At 63.3% G+C, this 13,373-nt stretch carries 11 protein-coding genes; 5 read left to right on the plus strand and 6 right to left on the minus strand.

The genetic code is table 11. From position 1 onward, the window contains the following. Positions 1 to 77 precede the first annotated feature (77 nt). From K6V06_RS08750 to acnA, 3 genes are read right to left on the minus strand one after another with little or no spacing between them, the layout of a single operon-like run. The gene (locus K6V06_RS08750) at positions 78 to 818 is read right to left on the minus strand and encodes an ABC transporter substrate-binding protein (RefSeq protein ID WP_222242223.1); all 741 of its coding nucleotides are present in this window, start codon (positions 816 to 818) and stop codon (positions 78 to 80) included. Continuing rightward, positions 808 to 1,725, minus strand: coding sequence for a GntR family transcriptional regulator (locus K6V06_RS08755; protein ID WP_222242225.1), 918 nt, complete (start codon positions 1,723 to 1,725; stop codon positions 808 to 810). The genes K6V06_RS08750 and K6V06_RS08755 overlap by 11 nt, the downstream gene beginning before the upstream one ends. A gap of 29 nt (positions 1,726 to 1,754) precedes the next feature. Beyond that, positions 1,755 to 4,379, minus strand: coding sequence for an aconitate hydratase AcnA (gene acnA, locus K6V06_RS08760; RefSeq protein WP_222242227.1), 2,625 nt, complete (start codon positions 4,377 to 4,379; stop codon positions 1,755 to 1,757). Positions 4,380 to 4,619: 240 nt separating this feature from the next. Between acnA and K6V06_RS08765 the strand changes: the two genes are divergently transcribed. From K6V06_RS08765 to K6V06_RS08775, 3 genes are all read left to right on the plus strand, one after another. Then, positions 4,620 to 5,681, plus strand: coding sequence for a lactonase family protein (locus K6V06_RS08765; protein WP_222242229.1), 1,062 nt, complete (start codon positions 4,620 to 4,622; stop codon positions 5,679 to 5,681). Positions 5,682 to 5,738: 57 nt separating this feature from the next. Further along, positions 5,739 to 7,061 carry an MFS transporter gene (locus tag K6V06_RS08770; RefSeq protein WP_222242230.1) on the plus strand — a complete coding sequence of 441 codons (1,323 nt, stop codon included), beginning with the start codon at positions 5,739 to 5,741 and terminating at the stop codon, positions 7,059 to 7,061. A 114-nt stretch (positions 7,062 to 7,175) separates the two neighbouring features. Then, on the plus strand, positions 7,176 to 8,255 hold the full coding sequence (locus K6V06_RS08775; RefSeq protein ID WP_222242232.1) for a porin: 1,080 nt from the start codon (positions 7,176 to 7,178) through the stop codon (positions 8,253 to 8,255). A 73-nt stretch (positions 8,256 to 8,328) separates the two neighbouring features. On the opposite strand, the gene K6V06_RS08780 is transcribed toward K6V06_RS08775, so the two are convergent. The 3 genes from K6V06_RS08780 to K6V06_RS08790 form a co-directional block, all read right to left on the minus strand. Continuing rightward, positions 8,329 to 8,922: a TetR/AcrR family transcriptional regulator C-terminal ligand-binding domain-containing protein gene (locus K6V06_RS08780; RefSeq protein WP_222242234.1), complete on the minus strand. Its 594-nt coding sequence runs from the start codon at positions 8,920 to 8,922 to the stop codon at positions 8,329 to 8,331. Positions 8,923 to 9,072: 150 nt separating this feature from the next. Then, entirely contained in the window at positions 9,073 to 10,086 is a 1,014-nt protein-coding gene (locus K6V06_RS08785) for a carboxylesterase (protein WP_222242236.1), read from the minus strand. 391 nt (positions 10,087 to 10,477) lie between these two features. Continuing rightward, entirely contained in the window at positions 10,478 to 11,134 is a 657-nt protein-coding gene (locus K6V06_RS08790; protein WP_222242246.1) for a TetR/AcrR family transcriptional regulator, read from the minus strand. A 386-nt stretch (positions 11,135 to 11,520) separates the two neighbouring features. Between K6V06_RS08790 and K6V06_RS08795 the strand changes: the two genes are divergently transcribed. Together K6V06_RS08795 and K6V06_RS08800 are read left to right on the plus strand one after the other, a co-directional pair. After that, complete coding sequence (locus tag K6V06_RS08795; protein ID WP_222242248.1) at positions 11,521 to 12,495, plus strand: tripartite tricarboxylate transporter substrate binding protein; 975 nt, start codon at positions 11,521 to 11,523, stop codon at positions 12,493 to 12,495. A 94-nt stretch (positions 12,496 to 12,589) separates the two neighbouring features. Beyond that, positions 12,590 to 13,066 carry a cupin domain-containing protein gene (locus tag K6V06_RS08800; RefSeq protein ID WP_255581717.1) on the plus strand — a complete coding sequence of 159 codons (477 nt, stop codon included), beginning with the start codon at positions 12,590 to 12,592 and terminating at the stop codon, positions 13,064 to 13,066. Positions 13,067 to 13,373 lie beyond the last annotated feature (307 nt).

Raw genomic sequence — 13,373 nt, forward strand, 5'->3', positions numbered from 1 at the left:
CTCCTGTTGTCGATATGTCTGCGGCGCCGCGCAAACGATGCTGCGACGCGCGCTGGGTCAAGCGGTCGTTACGGTAGTCAGTCCGCGGTTTCCTGCGGCGCCACCGACGCACCAGTGATCCCGTGGCGCTTCAAGGACTGGGCAACGAACCCATTGGCCTTCATGTCCTCCACGAAGGCATGCAGGTACGCAGCGGCGGCGCTGCCTCGGCTCTGCGGCAGGCCCATCGCCTGCCGAATCACCATGAAGCGCTCGTTCAGCAGACGCAGGCCGTCGTACCTTGTGGCATCGGCTTCCAGCTGCTGGCGTACTCCCGCGGCGACCTCCAACTCCTGCTCGATGAAGGTCTGCACCACGGTCGGGGAAGTCGGCGCCCGCACGATCTGCGCGGCTTTCAGTTCCCGCGTCAGATACAGGTCGTAAGCACTGCCGTGGCCCACGGCGACCCGAATGCCGGGCGCGTCCACGTCGGCATTCGATCGAAGCGGCGACGTGTCCCGCACCATGTACCAACCTTCGATCAGCACATATGGCGGCGTGAAATGGATCGTTGCGGCGCGCTTGGGATCGATGGCGAAGAAGCCGACGTCTGCCTCTTCGTTGGACACCACTTCAACGGACTTGCCCGCGGCGTCTACCACCACCAGCTGCAACGGCAGCTCGAGCCGCTGCGCCAGCGCGCGCGCCAGGTCCACGGACACACCGCCCGGCTGGCCGTCTTCCCCGCGGTTGGCGAGAATGGGATTGCCAAGATTGATCGAGGCACGGAGAAGCCCGGTCGGGGCGAAAGCTGCGATGATGTCTGGGTCAGGGCGCATGTTGGTTCGCTTCAGGATTCAGGATGTTTGCAATGCTGGCCAGCGCGTCCAGCGTATGGCGCAAGTGCTCTCGCATGAAGTCCGCCGCCTCCTCGTTCTTCTCGCGCTCCAGCAGTGCGAGAATGTGCAGATGCTGGCGGGCGTGTTCCGGATAGCGCTCGCGATCGCGCATCGAGCGGTATGACAGCAGGCGGCGCACACGGTTGACACTCCGGATGGCGTTGGCGAAGAATGGGTTGTTCGATGCCTCCACCAGCGATTCATGGAAGCGCACCCCACGATCGTGCAACTGGTCGGCGGTGTCGGTCGCAATGCCGCCGTCAAGCAAATGCAACTCGGCCGCGCGCAGGCGCTGCAGCACGTTCGGCTCCAGTCGATAGCCCGGTTCGAGCAACGCCGCGGGCTCCAGCGCCAGGCGCATGCGGTACGACTGCAGCAGGCTGCCTGGCGTGGTCAGCATCGCGGAGAACTCCCAGCCGTAACCGGGCTTGCGCTCGGCCCAGCCTTCCTGGGCGATTCTCTTGAGCACGGCATTCAGCTGCGTCGCGGTCAGTCCGTATTGCTGGCGCAGTGACTGCTCGGTGATTTCATGAGGCAGTACGCCCTTGAGCAGGTCGTCTGCGATCTGAAAGTAGGCTTGCGTTACCGGGTCCGCCTCGGCGAGCCCAAGCTGTCGTGCGATATCCCCGGCGAGTGTGTCGATCGGTCGGGCCACGAAGAAGCCGCGGTTTCGCTCACGCGCGAGCACGCCTTTTTCATGCAGCAGTGCCAGCGCATCGTTGACAGGAGTCCGGGACACCCGCAAACGGTCCGCCAGCATCTGGGCCGGCAAGTGCGTACCGACGGCCATGCCCTCGGCCTGGATCAGTTCGACGATGCGGGTCGCGATCGACTTGTCGTATGGCATGGCGCTTGAGGTTGTAGCGATTGGCAATGTCAGGCGGTCGCCTGACCGAGGGTCTTGTGCAGGATCATCGGAATCACACCACCGTGGCGCAGCAGTTCCACTTCGAGCTGTGTTTCAACCGCCGCCGTCGCATCGATGTCTTCCATCGCGCCGCTGGCCCGGACGATACGAAGGGGGATCCGGGCGCGCGGTGCGATCGCATGCGCCGGCGCCTCTATCTGAATACGGTCGCCTGGCTTGATGTGCAGGGAGTGCGGTCCGCTGCCACGGGGCAGCCGCACCGGCAGGATGCCCATGCCGATCAGATTGGAGCGGTGAATGCGCTCGAAGCTGGGTGCGATCACCGCGCGAACGCCGAGCAGACGCTGCCCCTTCGCGGCCCAGTCGCGCGATGAGCCGGTGCCGTAGCGCTCGCCGGCGACAATCACCACGGCGTCGCCGGCAACGCGATAGCGCTCCGCGACTTCGAATATCGTCTGCACATCGCCGCTGGGGACATGCAGCGTGTGTCCCACCGGCGCGCCGGGATGCAGCAGATTGACCAGAGACTTGTTGTAGAACGCGGCTCGGACCATGACTTCCCAGTTCCCGCGCCGGGAGGCGAACACGTTCAGATCGTCGCGGTCGTCGCCGCATGCGACCAGGAAATCCGCGATGAAGCTGTCTTTCGGGATCGCGCTGGCCGGCGAGATATGATCGGTGGTGATGTCATCGCCGAGGACCATCAGCGGAAAGGCCGTATAGCTGCCCAGCTGACTGCCCTGGTCGGCGGAGGCGAATGGCGGACGACGCAGCGCGGTCGACGCCGGGTCCCACGGGTAACGGGGGCTGTCTGCAGACGGAAGGGCGTGCCACAGCGGATTGGCCGTCGCCACGCGAAATGCGTCGCGGTAGTCGCCAGCGTCAGTACCGCGCGCCACCAGCGCATCGATTTCTTCACGGGTGGGCCATAGATCTTTCAGGTAGACGGGAGTGCCGTCCGGAGTCGTCTGTACCGGATCGCGGCTCAGGTCCGCTGCGGCATTGCCGGCCAACGCGAATGCCACCACGAGGGGGGGCGACATGATGAAGCCCAGGCCAAGGTCTGGATGGACCCGGCCCGGGAAGTTGCGGTTGCCAGAGAGAATCGCCACCGGCTGTGCGCTGCCGTCGGCAATGGCGTCCGCGATCGGTTGCGTAAGCGGTCCCGAATTGCCGATGCACGTTGTGCAGCCGTAACCGACGATGTCGAAGCCGACGGCCGAGAGGTCATCGATCAGTCCGGCGCGTTCCAGGTAGCGGGCCGCGGCCGGTGACCCGGGCGCCATCGAAGTCTTGATCCAGGGGGGCACGCGCAACCCCAGGGTGCGTGCCTTGCGCGCGACCAGTGCGGCGGCCACGAGCAATGCCGGGTCGGTAGTGTTCGTGCAACTGGTGATCGCCGCCAATGCGACGCGATGCTTCGGCATTGCCGGATGCGCATGCGAGGGCGTGAAAGCCGTGGCACCCAGTGCCAGGGCAGTGTCGGCATAGTCGAGAAGATCTTGCGGCCGACGCGGACCTGCCACGTGCATGCCGACGGTACCCAGGTCCAGCTCCAGCACGCGGGTGTAGCGCGGCCGCGCCGCGGGGTCGAACCAAAGCCCCACCCGACGCGCGTAGGCCTCGATCAGCTCGATCGCGGCGTGGTCGCGGCCGGTGCCACGCAGGTACTGCAAGGTGTTCGCATCCACAGGGAAATAACCGGTGGTCGCGCCGTACTCGGGCGCCATGTTGGCGACCACCGCACGTTCGCCGGCTGTCAGCGTGGCCACGCCCGGCCCGAAGAACTCCACGAATTCCCCCGAGACCCCCAGATCGCGCAGGCGCTTGGTAACCGTCAGCGCCAGGTCCGTCGCGAGCACGCCAGCCCGCAGCTTCCCGGTCAGACGTACGCCGATCACATCGGGAATGCGCTGCATCACGGGCATGCCGAACATCACCGTCTGCGCTTCCAGCCCGCCGACGCCCCAGCCGAGCACACCGATGCCGTTGACCATCGGCGTATGGCTGTCAGTGCCAATCATCATGTCCGGCACCACCCAATCTTCCCCTTCGCGACGCTCGTGCGTGACCACGGTCGCCAACTGTTCGAGGTTGATGGTGTGCATGATGCCGGTGCCGGGTGGGTGGATGCGCACCCGATGCAGGGCGTTGGATGCCCACCGCAAGAAGCCGTAGCGCTCGGCATTGCGGCGCGTCTCGGTTTCCAGATTGCGCGGGACGGCGTCACGCTGCGCGTAGTACTCCACTGCCAGCGAGTGGTCGACCGACGAATCCACGGGAAGCACGGGATTGAGCAGGGCGGGATCATGGCCGGCCTCTGCGACGGCATCGCGCATGGCGGCCACGTCTACCAGTGCCGGCGTGCTGGTGGTGTCGTGCATCAGCACGCGTCCCGGCTGGTAAGCGATTTCAGCTTCGCTGGTGCCGTGCTCAAGCCACGCCAGGATGCCCGCGACAGCATCGTCGCGCTCGGCGCCGTCCGCATTGCGGACGACGTTTTCGAGCAGCAAACGCAAGACGACCGGCAAGCGCTCGAGGTCCGGACCTGCGATGGCCGGCAGATCAACGATTCGATAAGTGACGCCGCCGACGCTTAGCGTGGCCGTCAGGCCGGAGTTAGTGTTTTCCATAGGTGAATTTTTGCATGTGTTTACGCAAAAATGCAATCAAGTGAAAACCCCAACCCGGATGAATTGCGTTTGCCAAATGCCTTGAACCCGCCCATCACGGCCAGTTCGCGCCGTCGCAACCTGCTTCACTGTGCCGCGGCCGCCGTCGCATGGATCGGCCTGGGAGGTCGCCCTCGACCGGTCGGCGCGGCACCCAGGGCCACAACGGACAAACCAGTTCATCGAATGAAAGGACAGTGCATGTACGCCTATGTCGGGTCCAGGACCACCCGTGAGCGCAACGCCCGAGGAGAGGGCATCAGCGTGTATCGCATGGATACGGACAGCGGTGCTCTGGAGCCCGTGCAAGTCGTGGGCGATCTGGTCAATCCATCTTTCCTGGCATTGAATCGCCGCGGCGATCGCCTTTACAGCGTGCATGGGGATATGAGCGACATCAGCGCGTTCGCGGTGGATGCCAGCAGTGGCCGGCTGCAGTTGATCAACCGACAGAGCACAGGAGGCAAGAATCCGGTGCACCTCGCACTGGACCCCAGCGAACGCTTTGTGATCGTGTCCAACCACATTGGGGCGAGCCTTGCCGTGTTGCCGCTGCAGGCCGATGGCGCGATTGGCGAACTCACGCAGCTGGTCAAGCTGGAAGGGCCAATTGGTCCGCACCGGATCGAGCAGAAGCAGGCGAAGCCCCATTTCAATCCGTTCGATCCATCGGGCAGGTTCGTGATCGTGCCGGACAAGGGACTGGATCGCACGTTCGCGTTCCGGTTCGAAGACGGCAGGCTGACGCCCGCGATGCCGAGCTTCGTCGAGTCCCGGGAGGCGGCTGGCCCGCGCCATGTCGTGTTTCATCCCAACGGCCGGTATGCCTACGTCGTCAACGAGCTGGACTCGACGGTGACCACGTATTCCTATAGCCCGACGACGGCACAGATGCGGCCGCTGCAGGTGTTGTCCACCTTGCCCGACACCTTCACCGGCAACAGCCGGGCGGCCGGGATCCAGGTGGACCGCAGCGGGCGCTTCGTCTACGCCTCCAACCGCGGTCACGACAGCATCGCGGTGTTCAGCATCGACCCGCGAACGAGCCTGCTTCGCTTCAGCGGCGCCGACCTGTCGCTCGGCCGCACGCCGCGCTTCTTCACGGCAGACCCCACCGGCCGACTGCTGTATGCACTGAACGAGGATAGCGACACGATCGTGGCTTTCCACATCAACCAAGGCTCCGGTCGGCTCTGTCCGGCTGGCTTCAGTGTGCGCACGGGCAGCCCAGTGTGCATGGTGTTCTCGCCGCCCCAGGCTTGAGCCCGCTTTCCGCAACCAACGAGAGAACCCAGCGCCAACGGCGCCGGGCACGACTGTATGCAACCGAACCACACGCATGACGAGCGGGCCATCGTCCGCAAGATTTCCTGGCGCATCATCCCGTTTGTCTTCGTCCTGTACATCATTTCGTACCTGGATCGCGCCAATATTGGCTATGCGGCCCTGCAGATGAACAAGGAACTGGCGCTGACCAGCGAGGCCTTCGGCTTTGTATCCGGCATCTTCTTCATCGGCTATTTCCTGTTCGAAGTGCCGAGCAACGTGATGCTGAACAAGTTCGGGGCAAGGCGTTGGATCGCACGGATTCTCCTGACATGGGGAGCGGTCGCCGTAATGTCCGCGTTCGTGCAGAACGCCACGCAGCTCTACGTGCTGCGCTTCCTGCTGGGGGTGGCCGAGGCCGGGTTCTTCCCGGGCATCATCGTGTATCTGACCGCATGGTTCCGGGCGAAGGAACTGGCCACCACGGTGGCGCTGTTCACTGCGGCAATTCCTGTCTCGTACATCATCGGCGCACCGCTCAGCACCTGGATCATGGACAACGTTCACTGGTTCGAATGGAGCGGATGGCGCTGGATGCTGCTGCTCGAGGGAGCGCCGGCAATTATTGGCGGCATTCTTTGCTACGTCTTCCTGACGGACCGGCCGGCGGACGCCAAGTGGCTGAGCCCGTCGGAGAAGCAGTGGATCGCCAGTGAGCTCGAGCGCGACCGTCTGATGAGGCCGGCAGCGGCGCATCTGAGCACGCTGAAGGTCATGCGTAATCCGAAGGTGCTCTACCTCGCCTTCATCTACTTCGTCTACCAGTGCGGCAGCCTGGGCGTCGGCTACTGGATGCCGCAGATCATTCAGGGGTTCTCCGCGAGCCTGAGCCATACCCAGATCGGGCTGATCGCCATGTTCCCGTATGCCTTCGCCACCGTCGCGATGATCCTGTGGTCCCGCAGTTCGGACCGTAACAACGAGCGGCGGGTCCATTCGGCGGTGCCGCTGGCCGTCGCTGGCCTGGCCCTGTTTGGCGCGGGACTGTTCAACGAGCCCTACGTCGCGATCGCATTGATCAGCCTCAGCATGGCGGGACTGTATGCGTTCAAGTCGCCGTTCTGGGCGCTCCCCACGTTGTTCCTCACGCGCTCCACCGCTGCAGTGTCGATTGCCGTGATCAATTCCATCGGCAATCTTGGCGGCTTCGTCGGTCCCTATGCGATCGGCTATATCAAGAGCCAGACGCAACGGCCGGCCACCGGGCTGCTGTTTCTGGCGGCGCTGCTGGTAATCGCCTTCCTGATGACGTTCTTCATTCGCATCGACGAAGGCGGGCAGGGCGCCGAAGGCGAAGTCGCCGCCCGCCATCCCTGAACGCCTTCACTTCCGTTACACCAGTCGGCGCTGCTGCCGGCGAACATCACGGGCGCCACCGCTGCCAGTCGGCGGCGGATCAGAAAGCGCCCTCTCATCCAGGAGGAGTTACGAATGAATCGTACGCATTGCGCCGTACTGATGTTGCTCGCCGGTAGCGGCGTTGCACATGCACAATCCAGTGTGACGCTTTATGGCGTGGCCGACGTCGGCATCGAGTTCGTCAACAACCGGCCGACGGCACAGGGAGGGAGCGCGAGCCAATTCCGCATGCAGCCTGGCAACCAGTCCGGATCGCGCTTCGGCATTCGTGGCATCGAGGACCTCGGCGGCGGAATGAAGGCGCTCTTCCTGCTGGAGAATGGCACCAACCTCGACAGCGGCACCCTGGCGAACGGCACCGGTTCCACGTCCCGGCTGTTTGGACGCAGCGCCTACATAGGCCTGCAGCACGCCTGGGGTACCTTGACGCTGGGGCGCCAGGACGCACCCATCTATGACTTTGCAAAGATCTACGATCCCAACGGCGTCAGCGCCCGGTATTCCATCACGTCGATGGACCCGGTGTTCTCGCAGCGCATAGATAATTCGGCCAAGTACCTCGGCAAGTTCGGCGGCTTGCTGGTGGAAGCGACCTACAGCACCGGCTGGGACGCCGGCCTCGGTGGGGAAGTCGCGGGCGCCAGCCGCGCAGGTCGACAGATCGGTGGACAAGTCGGCTACTCCTTTGGCGGGACAAGCATCGCAGTGGCATACGACCAGACCCAGGGCTCGTCGGCAGTCTCGCAGGGGTTGGCCAACAAGAACGTTGCCCTTGGTGCCGTGTCGGCGTTCGGCCCCGTCAAGATGTACGCCGGCTATCGGTGGAATCGACTTCAGTATGCGAATGGCAGCACCGCGCTCGCAGCAACCACCCGCTCGGATATGTACTGGCTTGGCGCCTCCTACAACATCACGCAAGCATTGCAACTGACGGGGTCTGCGTACTACCTGAATGCCCGCGACACCAGCCAGGATCCGTGGCTGTTCATCGCGACGCTCGAATATGCGCTGTCCAAGCGCACAGACCTGTACCTGTCGACCGCCTACGCGATGAACCGCAATGGATCCGATCTGGCCGTTGGATCTGGAAACACTGTCGTGGGTGGGCGCAGCCAGGCGGGCGCCGTGCTGGGCATGCGGCACAAGTTCTGACCCCGGCAATGCCGGCAATGCCGGCAATGCCGGCAAGGCCGGCGATACCTGGCGGAGCAGGACTGGCGGGGATTCAGGGCGCTGACTGGCCGGTGGTCGCGCGAAGCAACGCGATCGCCGGCATCAGCGAAGAGGTATCCATCGAGCGGCCATGATCCGCTGCCACAGACGAAATGGAGCCGAACAGCGTGCGCCCGATAATCTCGGCCCAAACGCCCGGGTCAAGATTCGGGTCGCACTCTCCGGCAGCGCTGGCGCGTTGCAGAATTCGCCTGACCACATCGATGACCCGACGTGCCTCTTGATGGAGGGCATGTCGAGCGCCCGAACCGACTTCCGAACGACCGGCATCCATCAAGGCATTGCCAAAAGCCCGGCGCGCCAGCTCGTTGTCAAGCACCTCGGAAAGGTACCGTCGCATACAGGTCCCCAGCGGCTTCAGATACGGACCCGAGCCATTGAGCACCTGTTCGAGAGACGGGAACAGGCAGTTCCGACTGCGTTCCATGGCGGTGCGCAGGATTGCCGTACTGTTCAGGAGTTGTCGGTCGCCATTCGGAGCAACCCTTGCATGCCTCGATGTCCCCTGGGCGCCAAGGTTGAGCGGGGTTGGATCGAACTCATGGTCCAGTGCCGGTTTGGCGTCGTCCGGAGGTTGCTGTTTCATCGCTTTGTCGAACTATCTTGGTATTGAATCAGCGGATTGCCCGCCCCGCTCAGCAGCGCTCGCTTGGCCAGTGTCGCCAGGCTGGCGTGGGCGACGCGTCCACGCCGTTCGCCATCTAGTTGTCCCAGCACCAACGACGCCCATACGTATTCAGGCGACCAATGCGCCCGCGAGGCGCGTGGAGCGCGTTGTTCTGTCTGCAGCTTGCAGGAAGGAAACCACATGTTGCGCGACATCTTCATTCTCATTGTCGATGCATATCATGTGGAAACTGTCCGTCAGGACCTTCAGCCTTACCCTGGTATCGCGACGTCCGTGGTTCACCACGTCCCTGATATGGCGCGCCGACTCAATGCTGGTGAGCTCGTCGTCCAGAGCCTGAACGATCAGGGTCTTGTGTTCCAACCGCTGCAGGCCTCTTCTCACTTTTCGCCGCAGTCTGTCCAACTCCCGAATCGCAGTGAGTGGGACCCAGGCGTAATGAAACGGATCCGCATTGAGAAACTTGCGCTCGATAATGCGGCGAAGACGAGTGTTCTTGACGCCGTAGGGCTCGGATTCCTTGATCCTGATCCATCGTGGTATGAGAGGAAGCCGATAGGCCACGTGTCTTAACCATCTGAGCTTCGGGAGAGCCCAACCGTCGAGGAAGATGGGCGGCGCAAGCAGGATCAGGCAGTCCTGGCCGTTATGCTCGACGCTAAGTTCTTTGGCGATCTCGAGGGCAAGCAGGGCCCCCATGCACATCCCAACGATGTGAACAATGGCAAACTGTTCCCGAAGGCGAACGATCTCCGAGCGAACCGCGGACAACCATTCGTCGCAGTTCACGTCCTTCAGGATTTCCGGGCTCATTTCACCATGGCCGGGCAACGTCAATGTGGACGTCGCCATCCCGGCCGTCGCCAGTCGTGCCCCAAGGCGCCCCAGGTCGGCCGGCGTGCCTCCGAGACCATGGATCAATAGTACGACGGAGCTTGAGCGTCGGTCCATGACAGGGGCCCGCCCACCGGCAAGGACGAGGGGCTCCTTCCCGGCCGACAACATGCCTGCCGGACGCAAAGCTGGCGCATCGCGCGACGATCGGGTGAGGGTTCTTGCATCCATGCGTGCCCAGCGGTGAACTGACCGTTCGCCGATCGATCCCGGCAGGCTGACGGCCATATTAGGTCGGAGAGAACCCAGCCCCGAGGAGCACCTTGCTGGTGACGGCACGACCGATGCGAATGCAGACGAACGTACCGCTGAATGTTAGCCGACGGCGGTCAGGCTCCCGATCCCGGATTCCCTATGCGCGAGGGCCCGGCAAAACGCTCCCAGCCGGCCCTCACGAGTACGAAGCTTGCCGGTTCAACGTGGATGGGGAATCTACATTTCATGGAGGTTGGATGGAGATAATCGGACTCCATTCGAGCAGCATGTCGTCAGTGAAAAGCGGACCCATTTGAGAGCGATGACCCGCTATCCCGCGGGCCGACACGGCGCCCATACGCTCCGGCCGCCGCACGCCCGCCGTTCACCCCAACGGCGGCAACCAGGCGGAACTTCGGCGCCATCATGGCGTCTGCGACGAGGCGGCGGTGTCGACCGCGCGGAATGCCCCGGTCAGGAAGGTTGCAAGCAACTCTACGAGTTCCGTTATGTCGTCGGCATTGTGCCGGCCGCCTGAGAGCGTTCGTACCCGACCGGCGGGCGATATGGCCGACACCATTGCCCCGACAGCGAAAAGGTAGCACCAGGTCAATGTCTTTTCGTCCATGTGCGGCAGCGCCATGGCCAGAACTCTGATTGTTTGTCGGGCGATCGGATCCATGTGTTCTCTTGAGACCCGCCGTGCGTGGGGCTGCGGATCGTTGCTGATCTGCGCGATAAGTTGGGCATAGTGCGGCCCCCCCTGCGCCTGATCTCGGGAGAACAGCAGAGTCGGCTCGAGGAAGGCACGCAGCACGTCTTCCAGACGTGGCCTGCCAGCGTCGGAACGCTGCTCCACGGCGTCGAGGCGGCTCAAACGCTCATGATTGATTACCGCGATTCGCCGACCCAGGACCGCGCCGAACAGTTCCTCCTTGTTCGTAAAGTGGTACTGGACCAGGGAGACGGCAAGGTTCGCTTCCTGGGCGATCTGGCGCAGGGAGACACCGTGGTAGCCCCGTTGTGCAAACAACGCCTCCGCGGCGTCCAAGACCCTCGTCGGTGCTTCGCCTCGACTCATTTCGCTACTCCACGGCACGCTGTTTTGATCATCTGTCCTATTGTATGCCGGGACGGAATTTTCTTAGTCCGCGTCGTCCACTGTCGGGCGGGACAGTGTGCAGGGTTTCCCCCAGTCCGGCACTATTGGCGATCTAGTACAGTTGACCAACTCGCGGGGAGAGGCGTTGATCAGGGCGTCACGAAAAAATTGACAGGCGAGGGCCGCGGGCCAACCCGGAGCCGGTGCCGCCCGCAATGGTGTCGCCCAGACGGGGATGAGGACATGCTCTGCGGGCGGTGTCTGACTGCAGGCACTGTACCGACCGGTATTCGCGCGTGTGCTTAGCGTGTGTCCATCGCAGGTGTGACAGCACGCAGCGCACATCGTCATCAAGGAGACAACCCATGAAAACAGCGGCCGTGAGAAGCCTGCGTGCAAGCGCAACGGGCTTTATCCTCGCTATGTTCGGCACCACGTCCGCCATTGCGCAAGCCGGCGCCTACCCTGGCAAGCCTGTGGAGACGATCGTGCCCTATTCGGTCGGTGGCGGCGTTGCCGCCATGGCACGGGCGTTCGCGGCGGAAGCCGCCAAGGACACCGGACAGCAGTGGGTGGTGAGTGCGCGCGAAGGGGCGGGCGGAGTGGTGGGCTTCTCGTTCCTCGCCCGCGCGAAGCCGGACGGGTACACCGTGGTGTTTTCACCCGCGTCGCCCATGACGAATGCGCCGTTCGTCAACGCCCGCATGCCGTTCACCAACGACCAGATCGAGCCGGTCTGTCAGGTCTTCGAGAATGTTTTCGCGATTGCTGTCCGGCAGGAATCCCCTATCCAGACGTTCGCGGGGTTGATGACGATGGCGCGTCAGGCGCCCGGTGGCGTGTCGTATGGCCATGCGGGTCCCGGCAGCGTAGCCCATCTGTCGATGGCGGCGGTCGAGCGCGCCATGAAAGTCAGATTCAACGCGATCGGTTACCGTGGCGATGGACCGCTGCTGACGGACGCCATGGGTGGCACGCTGGATTTCAGCGTGCCTGCAATATCGTCATTGGCCGGGAAGAACCTCCGTATCCTGGCCGTCCTTTCTGACCGGCGACATCCCGCCTTCCCAAATGTTCCATCTATTGCGGAGCTTGGCGTCCCGCCCGTCACGCCCGGGCTGAATGGACTGTTCGTTCCTGCAGGCACACCTGCAACGATCGTCTCCCAGATGGAGCGCATCTGCGAAAAGGTCACCAACTCCAGCGCTTTCGCGGAAAGCGCCAAGGTGCTTCACCAGGTTCCCAAGTTCCTTGGCTCAGCTGCATTCAAGGAGCGCATTGCAGCGACCTACAATTTCAATGCCGCCTTGGTGCCCGACCTGAAACTCGAGAAAAACTGATCCTTCCCCGCCACCCCACGCTCATCCAGCTATGGCCGATACTCTGCCCCCCATTCGTCGAATACTGACTGGCCGCAATACGAATGGCCGCTCCATGATCGAGATCGACGGTCCGTCGCCCGCGCAAAAGATCGTTCCCGAACGCCCCGGCTACAGGGTTACCAACCTCTGGCGGACCTCACCCGGCGATGCGATCGACGCGCCGGACTCCATCGCGGAACACCGGGGAGTGCTTCCGCCCCCCGGTGGCACCGTGGTCCGGATCGTCGAGTGGCCCGCGGAGCCCCAGGATCCGGCGGAACTTCGCCGGCTGATGGACGCAACGTTCCAGTTGATGTATCCGGACGCTCACCGCGACGTGCAAGCCGGCGAGCACCCTGGCATGCACCAGACCGATACGGTCGACTACGCCATCGTGCTCGAGGGCGAAGTGGTCGCCATCATGGACGAAGGTGAAACCGTCATGCGGGCAGGCGATGTGCTGATCCAGCGGGGTACCAACCACGCCTGGGCGAACCGCTCGGGGAAGCCCGTCAAGGTCGCCTTCATTCTGGTCGATCCAACGCGCTGAAGGCGAGCAGGTAGGCGCTGGAAGCGTGTCGCGCAACCTGAAGCTCCATTGCGACCGCTTCATCGTTAAGCGGCACAGCTCATCAGCATGCGCCGGCAAACGGAAAGCTCGGGCGTCTCGGTACGAGCATGCTGAAAGTCCCACGTCGATATCGTGAAGGCCGGCACGTGGACGCAATGGTAGGGCACTTACAGTACGGATATTTCCAAACTACCGTCCTCACGCCTGATCGTTGCCGCCTCGCGTCAGCGTGGCGCGCTATTGCGATAACTAACCTTATCGTAATAGCCATTTCGGTGCGCTAAAC

This window comes from Cupriavidus sp. AU9028, assembly GCF_019795295.1.
Taxonomy (GTDB): domain Bacteria; phylum Pseudomonadota; class Gammaproteobacteria; order Burkholderiales; family Burkholderiaceae; genus Cupriavidus.